The sequence below is a fragment of the Virgibacillus salexigens genome (genome assembly GCF_000723585.1).
Taxonomy (GTDB): domain Bacteria; phylum Bacillota; class Bacilli; order Bacillales; family Amphibacillaceae; genus Virgibacillus; species Virgibacillus salexigens.
Genome location: NZ_CCDP010000001.1, coordinates 931,758 through 947,110, shown reverse-complemented (window position 1 = coordinate 947,110; position 15,353 = coordinate 931,758). Strand labels below are relative to the sequence as shown.

Annotated in this window: 14 protein-coding genes; all 14 read right to left on the bottom strand. The window is 37.6% G+C overall.

Going from position 1 to position 15,353, the window contains the following annotated elements; translation table 11 throughout:
• Nucleotides 1–515: 515 nt before the first annotated feature.
• Complete coding sequence (locus BN990_RS04320) at nt 516–1,235, bottom strand: GntR family transcriptional regulator (RefSeq protein WP_038242622.1); 720 nt, start codon at nt 1,233–1,235, stop codon at nt 516–518.
• A gap of 303 nt (nt 1,236–1,538) precedes the next feature.
• The gene (gene solA / locus BN990_RS04315; RefSeq protein ID WP_038242620.1) at nt 1,539–2,678 is read right to left on the bottom strand and encodes an N-methyl-L-tryptophan oxidase; all 1,140 of its coding nucleotides are present in this window, start codon (nt 2,676–2,678) and stop codon (nt 1,539–1,541) included.
• A gap of 58 nt (nt 2,679–2,736) precedes the next feature.
• Entirely contained in the window at nt 2,737–4,164 is a 1,428-nt protein-coding gene (locus BN990_RS04310) for a sodium:solute symporter family protein (RefSeq protein WP_021289484.1), read from the bottom strand.
• A gap of 61 nt (nt 4,165–4,225) precedes the next feature.
• Nucleotides 4,226–5,323, bottom strand: a complete 1,098-nt coding sequence (locus BN990_RS04305) for an NAD(P)/FAD-dependent oxidoreductase (RefSeq protein ID WP_038244893.1) — start codon at nt 5,321–5,323, stop codon at nt 4,226–4,228.
• Entirely contained in the window at nt 5,316–5,645 is a 330-nt protein-coding gene (locus BN990_RS04300) for a (2Fe-2S)-binding protein (protein ID WP_021289486.1), read from the bottom strand. The genes BN990_RS04305 and BN990_RS04300 overlap by 8 nt, the downstream gene beginning before the upstream one ends.
• Complete coding sequence (locus BN990_RS04295; protein WP_038242618.1) at nt 5,638–6,762, bottom strand: NAD(P)/FAD-dependent oxidoreductase; 1,125 nt, start codon at nt 6,760–6,762, stop codon at nt 5,638–5,640. Before BN990_RS04295 ends, BN990_RS04300 begins: the two co-directional genes overlap by 8 nt.
• A gap of 1 nt (nt 6,763) precedes the next feature.
• Nucleotides 6,764–7,072, bottom strand: a complete 309-nt coding sequence (locus tag BN990_RS04290; protein WP_038242616.1) for a (2Fe-2S)-binding protein — start codon at nt 7,070–7,072, stop codon at nt 6,764–6,766.
• 118 nt (nt 7,073–7,190) lie between these two features.
• On the bottom strand, nt 7,191–7,913 hold the full coding sequence (locus BN990_RS04285; RefSeq protein ID WP_038242614.1) for a GntR family transcriptional regulator: 723 nt from the start codon (nt 7,911–7,913) through the stop codon (nt 7,191–7,193).
• A 180-nt stretch (nt 7,914–8,093) separates the two neighbouring features.
• Entirely contained in the window at nt 8,094–9,644 is a 1,551-nt protein-coding gene (locus BN990_RS04280) for an arylsulfatase (protein ID WP_021289490.1), read from the bottom strand.
• A 26-nt stretch (nt 9,645–9,670) separates the two neighbouring features.
• On the bottom strand, nt 9,671–11,449 hold the full coding sequence (locus BN990_RS04275; RefSeq protein WP_232620865.1) for a glycoside hydrolase family 2 protein: 1,779 nt from the start codon (nt 11,447–11,449) through the stop codon (nt 9,671–9,673).
• 17 nt (nt 11,450–11,466) lie between these two features.
• On the bottom strand, nt 11,467–12,330 hold the full coding sequence (locus tag BN990_RS04270; RefSeq protein ID WP_021289492.1) for a carbohydrate ABC transporter permease: 864 nt from the start codon (nt 12,328–12,330) through the stop codon (nt 11,467–11,469).
• Nucleotides 12,331–13,206, bottom strand: a complete 876-nt coding sequence (locus BN990_RS04265) for a carbohydrate ABC transporter permease (protein ID WP_021289493.1) — start codon at nt 13,204–13,206, stop codon at nt 12,331–12,333.
• A 32-nt stretch (nt 13,207–13,238) separates the two neighbouring features.
• Nucleotides 13,239–14,537 (bottom strand): extracellular solute-binding protein, encoded by a 1,299-nt coding sequence (locus tag BN990_RS04260; protein WP_038242611.1) that lies wholly within the window; start codon nt 14,535–14,537, stop codon nt 13,239–13,241.
• A gap of 309 nt (nt 14,538–14,846) precedes the next feature.
• Entirely contained in the window at nt 14,847–15,260 is a 414-nt protein-coding gene (locus tag BN990_RS04255) for an Lrp/AsnC family transcriptional regulator (protein ID WP_021289495.1), read from the bottom strand.
• Nucleotides 15,261–15,353: the final 93 nt, after the last annotated feature.

Below are 15,353 nucleotides of genomic sequence, written 5' to 3'. Positions count from 1 at the left end.
TAACATCACTCCCTTTACGTCAAATAGTAATTACAATAATCAAGTTAAGACATCATAACGTCCGAACCAGTTAGGTTATTGTAATGTAAAGCGCTTCTGTGTGGTCCTCCTCTCTACTTCCTTCTGTATTTAATCAGCAATTACTTTTAGTATATAAGAGAACACATTTAAGTTTCAACCTATTACAAAAATTCTGATATTTAAAAGCGTAATAAGTTCCATTTAAAATTACTATTAATGTTTGTACTCTCCTTATTACCAATACATTGCTGGCAGAGAGAACTTCTACATCAAAATCAACGAAACTACTTCATATAATAAAGTGACACTTTAATCATTGAAGGGGTTTCTTTTATCCCCCACTGTTTGTTAGTGCCACTTTGGGTATGACCTAAAGCCTCTGAACAGAATCGGACATTTACTGGCAGTTGGATCTCCTAATTCTCCTCCTGGGCTTTACTTTAGGATGGAAGTGGAGGTTTTACTGCCAGTTAAATGCGGGATAAATAAGATGGCTACCCAAACTTGCGTGATAGATTAATCTTAAAGGTATACATATCACTTCGATAAAAAGCTTCTTCCAATTCAATAATATCTCCTGTTTGATCTTTTATAATTCTTTCAGCAATAAGTAAATTTGCTCCTGATGCAACGGATAAGTATTCTTTATCTTCATCTAGCATCTGTCCACTAGAAATGGTCTGATCAGCCTCAGCAAATTTTATTCCTAATTCATTCTCTATTAAGTAATATAATGTAGCATTGTCTAAATCATATTTTACCAATTCCCTACCAATTGAGACAGGGTAATAGTGTCTTTCTACTCCTAGCGGGATGTCATCAGCATAACGAATTCTTTTTATAAAATACGCCTTTGTAAACCCAGTTCTATCCTGAATATAACTAGGGGGCGTGGTGATATAATGAGTTATTAATTTTTCCCCGGGTTTCTTTCCCATATTCCTTATTGTTTCTGTTGTACTACTCAAATTACCTAACCAATCATGAATTGGTTTAAATGAAACAAATGTACCTTTACCATGTCTTTTTTCTAACACTCCTTCTCGTACTAAAAGATTAATAGCTTCCCGGACTGTACTTCGACTTATATTATAACGTTCCATAAATTGACGTTCACTTGGAAGTTGACTTGTAAAAATCCCTTGCTCAACTTGATTTTCTAAAATCTTTTTTAATTGAATATGTAACGGTATTGAGCTAGTATGATCAAGCAAAGAACTTCCCCCTTTTACTCGTTTATTAAAGAATAACACGGTTCTGTGTTATGTAAAGGGAAGTAACATTTATCCTTATTTATAAAGGTAGATGAGAGATTTTTAAATTTATCTTCATAAATCTTTTTCTATTGATAACCACACAGGCCTAACTATAATTATTATTACAGTAAGGGCGTGGTTAAGTTTAGTGCCTTTTTTTGGGGCGTACTCTGTCCAGTTATGGACGTGCTCTCTCCCGAGTTGATACGTTTCTCTAACGAAAAAACGCCTTTCTATAGAAAGGCGTTTTTTAGCTGGCCACTAAAAATTAGCCGCTTCAAAAAATCTATTTGGTTTCATATGTTGAATATGATAATTTGTTTTCCCATCGATACAAAGTTCTGAAAGTATCTTACCTATCATTGGAGAAAGTTTGAACCCATGCCCTGAAAATCCACTTGCTATTATTAGGTGAGAGGTGTCTGGCAATTCTCCAACAATAGCATGGTTATCTGGTGTGTAAGCATCCATATATGCACTTGCTCGTACAGGATCAGGATAAAGTACTGGAAGTAATGTTTTTACTGACTCACTTATTCTTTCTAATTCCTCAAGATTTGCATCCCTATATAATTTGGATGGATCGTCAATATACGATGGATCCTTTGTATAAGAGGCTTTTACCATGGAACCATCAAGCATTGGTGCGCCTGTAAGCCGGAAATCGCCACGCATGCGAGCGAATATAGGCAGCTTATCAGCAGTGACCAAAGAAACATCCTTTGGTGCAAACCATGTTAACAAGAGTCTCCTTGGAAACAACTTATTTTTTAGCTGAGGAATTAGTTTTAACGTCCATGCGCCGGTAGTAATGATAACTTTTTCTACATGATAGGACTTCTCATTAGTTACAATCGTTGCCCCTTGTTTTTCTGGAACAATATCATTTACCTTTGTATAATTTTTAATCTTCGCACCATGTTTGACAGCCTGCTGAACTGCTGATACAACAGCTAACTCTGGCCTTAAAAAACCAGCATTTTTATCTAGAATAACAACGTCGTTCTCGTATAACGTAAATTGTGGGTATCTTTTTTTGGCTTGTTCCCCCTCCAAAACTTCATGCTCAAGGGCAAAATCATGAATACTTTTTTTAATTGTATTTATTTCTAATGATCCTGACTCACCTATCATTAAGCCCCCGTTTAACGTTAATAAGTTGTTATCGCTTGCCTCTTCCAAACTCCTCCACAAATGCTTTGCTTCTTGTAATAACGGTACATACTCCGGACCTTCCATATAGGCAGTACGAAATAGGCGCGATTCTCCTCCTGCTGCTGTGCGATCATTACCAATGCCAAATTGTTCAAACCCAATTACAGATACACCTTTTTTAGCGAGCTGCCATGCTGCCATACTTCCCATTGTTCCGACCCCAACAATTGCAACTTCTGCATCCATCTAACACACTCCATTCCACATAACTTATAATTCTAATAATAATTTTTATTCAGAAAATTCAACCTATATCTAATTTAGCTGCATTCCGTTTCTTTGTCGTTTCATTTTTAAAAATGGCGTTGAATATCAGAAAGCCTATTAACGAACCGGCTACCCCAAAAACTGCATATGGAATTTCTGTATCTATTATTTGGGCTACTGCAGCACCTGCAACGCCTAGTACAATACTACCAATTGCACCTTTAGGAGAGAGGAAATTTGTACGTCGTATGCTAAATCCTAAAAAAATTGGAACTAATAACCCTGCGGCCGAATAGGCGTAAGTTGCTTGTAGCCATCCTAATGCTTTTGGGTAATACAAGGCTAATAGAATTGCTAAAAAAATAACGAATACGGATAACATCCTTGAAGACCTTATCAGTTTTTTGTCGCTCACATCTGGATTAATGTAAGATTGATAAATATCCTTCGTAATATTTACAACAACGGATTGTACTGCACTACTAACTGTAGACATAATTGTCGCTATAATAAATGCTGCATAGATGGAAAGAAACCAGGTAGGAATTTGTGTTAAAAACCACCCTGATGCCATTTCAGGATTACTTAAACCTGGGTTTTGCGATAAAATCGCAATCCCCATAAACGAAGCCCATACACCAGAAATTACACCTACTATTGCAGCAATTATAAACCCTCTTTTTGCTGTATTCGCATCCTTAGCAGCATAAATCCGTTGGTAAGACATTTGATTTGTTAAAGCTCCAGGGAAAATCGCAAAAATCCAAAGTACGATCGTACTTAATCCAACTGCTCCTAAACCTTCAGGAAAGGATACAAGATTGTTTGGAACATTTGCTGAGATACCACTCCAACCCCCAGCCATGTTCAACATATAGAGACCACTTGCAATTGAAAGTACTAGCATGAAACATCCATATACAAAGTCCGTCCAAGCTACAGAGGCTAGTCCTCCGGGTAATACAAAGAGTAGACTGATAGCTGCGAATATAATAATAAGTATCGTAAAGGAAATTCCCGTTATCTCGGTGAATAAGTTACCGAATGCAACCAGTTGTGTACATAACCAGCCAAACGGTACGACAATTGCCAATATGGTAACTAAGCTCATCATGATTCGATGTTCACCATATAGGTTTTTAAAAATATCTGGTAATGTAGAAAAGTTTTGCTTTTTCAACCACCCAGCAAGCAGTACAAGAAGCACAATTCCAATTGAATATAACAGATTATAAGTGATTGCAGACCATCCTGCGCTATATCCAATACCAATATGTGCAACTAAGACACCACCACCGACACCAGTAGCAAATTGACTACCTGCAACGACATACACGGGTAAGGATCTGCCACCAACAATCCAAGTTTCACTGCTTTTTTGTTTTTTTCCCACCAAAAAAGCGATTGCTGAACCAAGACCTAGAATTACAATCGAACTAATAATGATTGCGATTGTAGCGCTCATCGTTCTCCTCCTTATTTTTGACGAACTTTTTTCGAATCAAATTGTTAGCTTAACTTTTTAACTATTCAGATATCCGGGAGTGCATTTGGTCGAATCGATTCATAGAAAATCGGGTAAGATCAATGGAAGTCTCTCCATCTTCTAACAACTCTGTCATAAGCGTACCTACTAGTGGAGACAACGTAATCCCGCTATGCATTGCAGCAATATAAGCATTACGGACCTCCGGAACTTCACCAATAATTGGAAAGCCATCTTTAGGCATCACTCTAATTCCCGAGAAACATCGCACAACATTTGCTTTGGCTAAGGAAGGAATAAATTCAGTAGCCATTTTTGCCGTTTCCTGCATGATATCTAGTGTTGATCGTTTGTCATATCCCACCTCCTCTTTAGAATAGCCAATTAAAACCTCCCCATTATCGGCTTGTCTTATTCCCCCTATTGTATGTTTTAAAAAAGGTGATTGATGTTCTGTTACTAGAATTTGCCCTCGAACCTGTTTAATGGGAATGTCTACCCCTAGCATCTTTCCTAAATCCTTAGACCATGGACCACCAGCTAAAATCACTTTTTTTGAATAAAAGGTATCTTGATCAGTCTCGATCTGAAATATATCCTTTTTCTTTGTAATAGTGACTACTTGATTATAAAAAGAAAAGACAGCACCATTCTTTTTGGCCGCTTTTGTATATAGCTCCACAAGACGAAAAGGATTTACATTACCATCTAATTTACAGAAAGTAGCCCCGGCTACTCTTTGTGAAAGAGCAGGCTCTTTTTCTAATACTTCTTCTCGGTTCAACACATCGACCTCAATGCCAACTTCAGCTTGTTTTTCAGCTAGCCTTAATGCCCCCTCTCGATCCGCCTCATTGAAAAATGGAGCGATTCCTCCAGTTCGTTTATATTCAACATCACCTATCTTCCGCTCTAGAAACGGGTATAATTCAGCACTATACATACTCAGTTCTCCATACCAAGATGGTGTTTTGCTGTGCACCCAAACCCAAGCTTGCGTTGACCCGGACGTTCCAGACATAGGAAATCCTTTATCAACAACAAGTATATTATTTTTTTTACTTTCAGAAAGGTGATAGGCAATACTACTTCCAACGACTCCACTCCCGATAACAACTACATCGTATTTATTATTTATCACTTGGATCACTCTCTTCTAATGATTCCTCGAATACAGAAGCAACACTTTCGGATTCCTTTTCACCAGCAAGAGCACTCATTCGAACCATTCGTAACGGTAGCCGCATCCTAGATGGTTCAATCTCACTAGATTCCATCCCCGTGTACTCACTGATAATCCTTCTAACTAGTTGAAGACATATTTTTGATTGACAGGGGCCCATTCCACATCTTGTTAACCGTTTAATATCGTCAAACGTTTCTGCACCAAACTGAATTGCTGACTCAACTTCATCTATGTTTACTTCTTCACAGCGACAAACAATTGTCGATTTATCCAAAGAGCATCTCTCCTTTCAATGGATCAACAAAGTCTGGTAATGGAAGTCCTCTTTCACTATGATAATGCTTAACTAATTCTAACCTGGCTTGCATGGTATCCTTATTAAAAAACGTTTCTATTTGATAAAGTTCTTCCCACAATGCAGCCTTTTTTCTATTGGAATCACGTTCACTAATAAACTGTAACGATTCTAACGCACTTAAAGCAGCAATTTCCCCTGTTAAAAGTATTGAACCTAAGGAAGTAATCCCTGCTGCATTACCTGCAAGGTATACAGATGGATTGCTTGTTTGAAAATTCACGCTGTATGTTGGCAGCCATCCGCCAAGCACCTCACTGTGTGTTAAGTCACAACTCATTATTTGAAACGCTTCCAATATAGGACTAAATCCATTGGCTGTACAAATCAGATCTACTTCAAGCTCCTCCAACATACCTTCACTGGTTCGAATAGTCATTTTCTCAACATGGCCTGATCCACTAACCGATTCAATCGTACTATTTAAGAAAAAAGGGATATTGTTTTTCTTACACATGGATAGTAAAGCTTGATCCCTGCTTAATATCGTTTCAGACGCTTCCACAATCGCTTGTACTGAAATACCACATTCATATAATTGCTTAACGACTTCAAGAGCAAAGCTATTTGATCCGATCATCATTACTTGTTTCCCTGGATATACAAACTCCCTATTCAGTAAAATTTGTGCTGCACCAGCTGTCATAACCCCAGGTAGTGTCCAACCCGGAAAGATCCATGCATTCTCTGCAGCGCCAGAAGCTATAATATTCTTTTTAGCCTCTATTTCAAATGTTGTTTTTCCATTAGTAACACCGATATGTCCATTTTTATATGCACCGATCATCGTATGATTTCTAAGTATTTTTAGATTGGGAGTTTCTAATTGACTGGTAAGTCTCTTCACTAGTGATGTTCCACGTTCAGCAAAAAACTTGCTTGGTAGGTTTGCATGCATTTGTGTCTGCTGTCTTAATTGCCCACCAAGTGAAAAGGATTCCTCAATCAAAATAACATCCGCGCCATAAGAAGTAGCTGTTATGGCTGCACTTAGCCCCGCTGGACCACCACCTACTATTACTAAATCAGTCTCCATCTTACTTCCCCCTTTTTGGATCTCCAACATTCGATGACACGACCATACCTTCTTGTACTAATGTAGTGCAGCTTATCACATGCTCTAAGCCATCAATTGTTAAAAAACAGCTGCAGCATCTTCCCGTAGCACAGTATACTCCTCTTGCTTGAGCCAATTTACGGCTTCTTCCAAGTTCTTTAACTCCATTAGCTAGTAAAGCAGCAGAAACCGTTTGTCCCTCCCAAGCCTTTATAGGCTGTTCATTAAAATAAAACGTTATTTCCTGGTCAAATTTTCTCCCTAAAATTGGATGCTCCACCATTTGCATCATCAACCCTCCAATCGTTTCAATGATTATTAGAAAAGAAACTCCTTCATTATATAAAATATAATATTATAATATTATAATATTTAATTTGATACTTATTGTTGCTTAGATATTAACGCTACAATTGAACTTCTAGATAGTATTTAGCATCTTCAAAAAGCATGATGAGTTTTGAGTACTCAATCATTTGTTTCGTAGCAGTTGTAGTAAAGCGTTCTAAAACAAACAATGGATCACCTATATCTATACCAAGTGTCGAAGCTTCATATTCTTTTGCAGTCATTGTAGAAATATAAACTTTCGCTCTATCTAATTTAATTTTATATTTTCTAGAAAATATATTATACAGTAGCTCGTTTTCTATATCGTTCTGACTTAATTCTGGCGCCAAATGTTCTGGAACATAAGAGAATTCAATCACTGTAGGTTTCTGACCTTCAATTTTAAGACGGTTCATCATATAGATCATATCCCCTTGATCGATACCTAGTTTTCTAGCAATTGCTTCTTCTGCTGGTATTGTTTTAAAACCAAGTGTTTTATGTGGATATGCTTTTCTAGTTTCTTGTTCATCCTGAACCGAAACGAAACTGGCTAGATTATGTTCTTCTCGTTTTTTTACAAAAGTCCCTTTTCCACTTTTTCTGTGAAGAATCCCTTCGTTAACTAGATCAAGAATGGCTCGCTTAACAGTAATATTACTTACTTGGAAACGGGTAGCTAATTCCTTCTCAGCAGGTAACTTATATCCTACCTCCCATTCACCTGAATCGATTTTTGTTTCTAAATATTTTTTTATTTGCTTATATAATGGTATGGAAAGATCTTTATCTACAACCATATTGGTTTGCTCCTTATAATAGTCTAAAATTATAATAATATAACTTATTTAATAACTTTCAGTAAATTCTAACATTCAATATGTTTCGAATCAATCTTTTTATTAAATTTTCTAAATATAAATTAAAAAAGAAATGATTTCATCTTCTTATCACATAAAAAAGCCGGTTACCCGACTTTTTCATTTAACTTGTGGTCTTTTCCGTGGATACACATCTGTCCGCTTAGCCCATGCTTCCCAGATACCCTTCATCTCCTCCACAAGTTCTGGATAGTTGTCTTTTAGGTTATGCATCTCCGTTCGGTCATGCTCTATATCATAAAGCTCCCAATCCATTTCTTTTACTTTCGACAGCTTCCATTTGCCTTTCCTCACACCACAATGCTGCTCGTGTTCAAAACAAAACGTTCTTTCTTCCATTTCCTTTTCACCGCGAATGGCAGGCATGAAGCTTTGCCCTTCCATTGGTAAGATCGAATGTCCATTGTATTGATCGGGATAGGAAGCATTCGTAATCTCCACAAGGGTTGCCATTATATCTATAAAATGACCTGGGCGATGATCAATTCCTCCCTGGTTCGCCACTTTTTCCGGCCAATGAGCTATTAATGGCGTACTTATCCCACCTTCATGGCTATAATGTTTATACAATTGCAATGGCGTACTACTCGCATTTGCCCAGCCAGATCCATAACTATGATAAGAATCAGGACCACCCATATGATCTAAGTCCTCCTTGCGATGAAGAAAGTTAGACGTTGTAATCCAATTATCAAACCCCCATGGATCCCATTCTGCACAAGCACCATTATCGGAACAGAACAGGATAAGCGTATTGTCCATCTCGCCATGCTTCTTTAAGTCATTGAGTACCCTGCCAATATTTTGATCCATTCGATCAATCATGCCAGCATAAATGGCCATTCGTTTAACTAAATCCTGCTTTCGATCATTCGCAACCGATTCCCAAGCCGGGTTCACACCTTGAATATCTCTATCCCTATTCCAAAACGGAGCACGAGGCGTTAATTCTGTGTCTTCTGGAACAATCGCTAGTTTCTTCATTCGATCCAATCTTTCTTCTCGTATTTTATCCCAGCCTTTTTGATATAGCTTCTCATATTTCGCTATTTCTTCTTTTGGAGCTTGCAAAGGAAAATGTGGTGCATTATAAGATAAATAAAGAAAATATGGTTCCTGTTCTGCTCTTGCTTCTGTAATGAAGTCTAATGCATAATCGGTAATCGCATCTGTCGCATAAAACTCTCCATCCTTATAAGTTCTTTCCGGTCGCCCCTTCGGCAGCCTGGAATAATCCGATTGATCCCAGAAACTAGTAAACCCTCCTAATAATCCATAGAAATCATCAAAACCGCGCTCCGTTGGACCAATTTCACCAACATGCCATTTACCTGACAAATAGGTACGATAACCTACTTGTTTAACAACTTCAGCTAAGGTAACGCATTGATCTTTAAGGTAACCACGATACCCAGGCGTTTCCAAGTCTTCCGTCATTTCACCGACACCGGCTTGATGAGGGTATAATCCACTTAACAACGAAGCTCTGCTCGGGCAGCACCGAGCAGAATTATAAAATTGAGTAAACCGTAGCCCACCCTTGGCTAATTGATCTAAATGCGGCGTCTGAATCTCACTTCCAAAAGATCCAAGGTCTGAAAAACCTAGGTCATCTGCTAAAATCAAAATAATATTTGGTTTCTGATGCATATTAACACACTCCTAACAGCTAAAAATTAGGCATCATTGATTTCTTTAATTTTTTCCAGAGCTATCTTGGGTTCGCGATTTTCTTTTAGCAAGCCATTAATCTCCTGCTGAACATCGGTGGTTTGGGTATAACAATAACCTGAAATATAAGGGAGATCTTTGATAGCATTGGTAATATTACGGAAACGTTCTAGGAATTCGGCTTCCGTCGTCACTTGATTGCCATAGCCCCAACCACGCTTATCTTGAAACGCAATGCCCCCGTACTCCGTTATCATTATTGGCTGTCCTTGATAGTGATATCCTTCGGCAAAAGCATATTTATGGTGGTTATGTGGTTTTTTATTTTCTAAAATAGCTGCTTTATCTTGATAGCGATGATAGAAATTCTCACCTAATTCCTCGTAGTCATGTAAAGCAATTATGTCAGAGATTGTATGTTCCCAACCATCATTGACAATGACTGGACGGTTGGAATCGATTGATTTTGTTACATAGTAAATTGCCTCCGTAAAGGATTGCTGCTTTGTATCCTTAAAAATCTTTGGCACGCCCCATGATTCGTTAAACGGGACCCATGTAATAATCGAAGGATGATTATAATATTGAGTTACGACTTCCTGCCATTCTTTTGTAAAGTTCGCTACCGCCTTATCAGAGTACTCATAGGTTGCCGCCATTTCTGACCAAACAAGCAGCCCCTTCCTATCGCACCAATATAGAAACCTAGCATCTTCCACTTTTTGATGTTTACGTACCCCGTTATAGCCCATTGCTAAAGTCTTATTAATATCTTCTAACATCGCTTCATCTGATGGAGGAGTCAACATCGTATCAGGCCAGTACCCTTGATCCAGTAATAGTTTTTGATAAATCGGCTGATTATTTAACAATACCTTTCCCTCTTTAATTGAAATCTTTCGCATCCCAAAGTACGAATGAACTTCATCTTCCAAAGCTTCGTCCACATATAATTGGAAGGTTACATCATACAAATGTGGATGCTCAGGCGTCCAATGCATGATCTTCCATTCATGAATCGGCGAAGTTAACTCTATCTCTATCTGTTCATCTTTCCGAGTTGGCGTGATTACAAACTGTTTTACTAGATTTCCCTCATACCGGATCGTCGTCTCTATCCGGCAAGCCCCTGTTGGCAATTGATTTAAATCGTACGCCAAATGCAACGAATTTGTATCGATATTTGGTGTCATCTTCACATGATTAATCGTTGTCTCTGGTAAAAACTCCAGCCATACCGTTTGCCAAATCCCTGTTTGCTGTACATACCAGCAGCCAAAATTCTCATTAATCCAACGTTGCTTGCCGCGTGGCTGATAACAACTTTGGCTATCCTCTACTTTGACAACAAGTTCATTTTCCTTTGTTGCATCAACCGCATGCGAGATATCAAAGGAAAAAGCAGCATACCCACCAGTATGAGCACCGATAAATACGCCATTCACCCAAACCTTCGTATGATAATCAGAGGCTTGGAATCGTAACAATGCACGTTTCGCTGCATTTTCTTCTGTAATTTGAAACGTACGATGATACCATACATTCGCGTGAAATGCTTCTTCACCAATACCACTAGCTTCTGTCTCGTACGTAAAAGGAACTTGTATTTCTTTTGTCAATGCAGATGGCTTATGCTGCCACTGTTCTAATTCACCGATATTTTTATCGTCAAATCCGAACTTCCAAGTTCCATTTAGGTTCATCCACTCTTTTCGTTCAAATTGTGGACGAGGGTATTCCGTCCGTTGATACGTTTTCTTTTCCTTTGTCATTGTTTCTTTCATTTTCCTTCACTCCTCTATTAACCTTTTATACCTGTGAAACTAATTCCTTTGACAATCTGTTTTTCAAAAATCAAAAATGCAATAATAACTGGAATCGATGCGATGGCATTGGCTGTCATTGGTAACACATAAGCTTGCGAATAAGTTGAATTAAACACCGGCAAGCCAACCGGTAATGTGTACAACGTCTCCGACAATATGGATAAGTATGGCCATAAGAAATTATTCCATGAACCTATAAAAGTAAAGATTCCAATCGCTGCCATTGCAGGTTTTGCTAGGGGCAAGACAATTTTGTAGAATAATTTGAAATAAGAACAACCATCAATAATGGCACTCTCAATAACTTCTTTTGGTACACCATCAAAGAAACTTTTTAAAATAATGACTCCAAGTGGTGAAGCAATCATTGGCAGAATTAAACCAGCATAACTGTCAATCAGATTCATACTCTTAACAATTTCATAAAGAGGAATAATCGTTGCTTCTCCTGGAATCATTAAACCAAGTAAAAAGAAGATAAAAATAAAATTCTTAAAACGAAATTTCATTTGTGAAATCGCAAATGCTGCCAACGAAGTAATTGCTAATGTTAAAATGGTAGTTACCAAAGCAACAAAAAAACTATTAAACAGCCAACGTAGGATTAAGCTGTCCATAATGATAGTTACATAATTGGAAATCGTATAGGGTGGTAGAAACCACGCAATAGGATTTGACGTAGAGAATCCATCCGGTTTGATCGATACAAACAACATCCAAATAATCGGAACAATAAACACTATAGCTACAATCACACCGATGGTTACTTTTACCTTTAAGAGCGGATCTCGATTACGATCCAACGCTTTCCTACTTTTAGATGAAGTAATCGAAGCCATCTAGTTCTCCTCCAATCGTTGATTTTTTAACTGAATGATTGACAAGATTAATAAGATGAAAAATAACGCATAAGACATCGTTGCTGCATAGCCCAAATTATTTTGTGTAAAGCCTACTTCATAAATGTATTGAATGAGCGGCCGTGTGGCTCCTCCTGGACCACCACCAGTAATTAGCAGGATTTGCGCAAATACTTTATAAGAAGCTAATATTTGTAATAAAATGATTACCCGACCAATTGGGATTAATTGTGGTAAAGTAATATAGCGAAATTGCTCCCATCTCGTAGCGCCGTCGATTTCACTAGCTTCATAATACGTATCTGGGATTTCTTGCAAACTCGTAAGAAAAAGAATCATATTAAAACCAACCGACCACCATAGTGTTACCCCGACAATACTGACCCAAGCCAACGTTTTATCCGCCATCCAAAATGGTTCTGCTTCAATTCCTATTGCCTGAATCACCGTATTTACCAAACCACTGTATGGCTGTAACATAAAGATGGCTAAAAAGGATATTACCGCAACGGACAAGATACTTGGCAGAAAGAACGAGCCACGGAAGAAGGTCTTTAATTTGGTATTTAAATTAGCTAAAAGCGCAAGACCTAATGCTAGAAGTACCATCGTTGGTGTGGTGAGGATAACAAATAAGGTCGTATTCCATAAGGTCTGCCAAAAGAAAGGATCCTTAATCATGTCCACATAATTCTCCAAGCCGACGAAATCCATTTTCTTAACTAGATTCCAATCATATAGACTCATTTGCAATCCTTTAAAAATAGGCAGGATTGTAAATATTAAATAAGCAATAAAGAATGGAAGCAAAAAAGGAACCGCTTTCATATCTTTGATCCAAGCTTTCTTATTCATTTCCTAAACTCCTTTCTTGTCTTATTTGTTAATTAATCATGTATAAGCTCCTTTACCTCTTTCTCAATTTGCTGAAAAGCTTGTTCTGCGGTAGCTTCATTTGTCCATATTCGATCGAGATTACGGATCATAATATCGTTAATACCACGATAATAAATGGTTCGGTCAGAGAAATTGACATAATCGGCAACCTGGGCATAGTCTTCCCGATAGGCCATCTCTTTAAATTCCTTTGATTCTACTACCGTATCCTTTGCTGGAATATGACCTGCTTGCGCCCACTTTGCTCCATGATCTGTGGCAAAGTCCATAAATGCAACGGCACCTCGTTGTACTTCTGGATCTGCATCTTCATAGGCAGGTAAAACTAGGGTGTGCGAACCACCCCATGCTCCTTTTTGCCCAAAAATAGTGGGAATCGGCATTGCCGTAAAATTAAAATCCTCCGTGCTTTCCCAAACTCCTGTCGACCAAACACCTGTGGCAATCGTAGCCGCTTTACCAGATTGAAAGTCCGAATAGAAATCTGCTAGATTTAATGGAATGACTTCATCCTCATACCAGAATTTCTGCATGTATTCTGCAGCTTCAATTGCTCTGGCCGTATCTAACACATAACTAGGGTTTTCCAAATCATCTGTTACAATATTTTCGCCACCTAGCTGGGTATAAAATGTCCACCATTGTCGATATCCATCCATTCCAACTGTTGGGAATGCCAATGGAAAATTATTCTCTGGCAATTTCTCTTTTAATGTTTGAAAAAATGCTCGAAATCCTTCGGGCGTCTCCTCCATCTTTAACGTTCCATCTTTATTTAATAGTCCAGCTTGATCAATCAAATCATTATTGACGTACATAATATGAGGATGTGTATCAATGGGGATTGCATAATGTTGATTATCAAAAACGGTTTGATCTAGAATATTTGTATTAAACTCATCCCATTGCACTCCTACTTCCTCTGCATAGCCATCTAGATGTTGCAAAATACCAAGATCGACTAACTCAGGTAATGTATGAGAATGAGAAATCGCAATATCTGGTCCCTTCCCTGCTCCAAGACTGGTAATTAGTTTCGTATAGTATTCCTCGAACTCTTGCTGAATATTGTTCACATAGAATTCGTTTTGACTAGCATTAAATTCATCCACGATGTTTTGCATGTATTCGGCATCTCCACCTGCAAATAAATTCCACATTTTGATTTCCTTAGCTCCATCTGGAACATTCGCGCTATTACCACTTACTAGCTGACCAAGACCAGAACACGCTGTTAACAGAAATAACAGGCTAAGCAAACACAATGATACGCCAACCCTTCTACGCATCAAACACCCCTCCCTTTATTACAATTTTTATGTTTTTATACTGTTTTTCTGTATTTTAAGTAAATAATACGCTTACATTTCTGAAAAGTCAATAAAATTAAATGTATTTTCTAACTCCTTTTGTTTTAGAAATCTCTTTTATATATAAAGAAAACATCCTTTCAAAGCCCCCTATTCAAGCGTATATAATTGACAGCAGGTACATGAAAAATAAACTCGCTTGGACAAATATCCAAGCGAGTTACTTTTAGGTTTTATTCCATTCACGACTCCCCGCGTTCATTTAATATAACTAAATTTTCCATTTAATTATTGCTTCTTAATTACAATCGATAATTTATAATTTGCATGCTTATTTAAGCCCAACAAAAAATCATCTAATACTTCATTTGATGGAAATCTACATTCAAGAAGATAACAACCATCTCCACTGATTTTATAATTGCTTATTATATGCTTCTCTTGAGTGTTAATAAAGGAAAGGAAAGGCTGATGATTGGTACTTCGTATAATAATTGTAATAAAGGCATATACATAACAACCTAATTTTACTTGGTTTATCTTTATTGTATATCCCTCAATTACTCCCTTTTCCTCTAATTTAGTGACTCTATCTGCAGCAGCTTGTCCAGTCAAATGAACTTTTTCCCCCAGTTCTTTCATCGTTATACGACTGTTCTCGTTAAGTTCCTCCAAAATCTGCATATCCGTATTATCCAGCATTCGGTCAAATCCTTTCAATTATCAAGTCAAACAGCAAAAAGTCTTGATTTTATCCATGTATTCTTAATTGATCCTAGTATAAAATATACTTAA

Coding starts and splice junctions, on each gene's coding strand:
- BN990_RS04290 (WP_038242616.1), bottom strand. CDS start 7,072: ATGCAAATGGTGGAGCATCCAATTTTAGGGAGAAAATTTGACCAGGAA.
- BN990_RS04295 (WP_038242618.1), bottom strand. CDS start 6,762: ATGGAGACTGATTTAGTAATAGTAGGTGGTGGTCCAGCGGGGCTAAGT.
- BN990_RS04280 (WP_021289490.1), bottom strand. CDS start 9,644: ATGCATCAGAAACCAAATATTATTTTGATTTTAGCAGATGACCTAGGT.
- BN990_RS04310 (WP_021289484.1), bottom strand. CDS start 4,164: ATGAGCGCTACAATCGCAATCATTATTAGTTCGATTGTAATTCTAGGT.
- BN990_RS04285 (WP_038242614.1), bottom strand. CDS start 7,913: ATGGTTGTAGATAAAGATCTTTCCATACCATTATATAAGCAAATAAAA.
- BN990_RS04275 (WP_232620865.1), bottom strand. CDS start 11,449: ATGAAAGAAACAATGACAAAGGAAAAGAAAACGTATCAACGGACGGAA.
- BN990_RS04265 (WP_021289493.1), bottom strand. CDS start 13,206: ATGAATAAGAAAGCTTGGATCAAAGATATGAAAGCGGTTCCTTTTTTG.
- BN990_RS04255 (WP_021289495.1), bottom strand. CDS start 15,260: ATGCTGGATAATACGGATATGCAGATTTTGGAGGAACTTAACGAGAAC.
- solA (WP_038242620.1), bottom strand. CDS start 2,678: ATGGATGCAGAAGTTGCAATTGTTGGGGTCGGAACAATGGGAAGTATG.
- BN990_RS04270 (WP_021289492.1), bottom strand. CDS start 12,330: ATGGCTTCGATTACTTCATCTAAAAGTAGGAAAGCGTTGGATCGTAAT.
- BN990_RS04260 (WP_038242611.1), bottom strand. CDS start 14,537: ATGCGTAGAAGGGTTGGCGTATCATTGTGTTTGCTTAGCCTGTTATTT.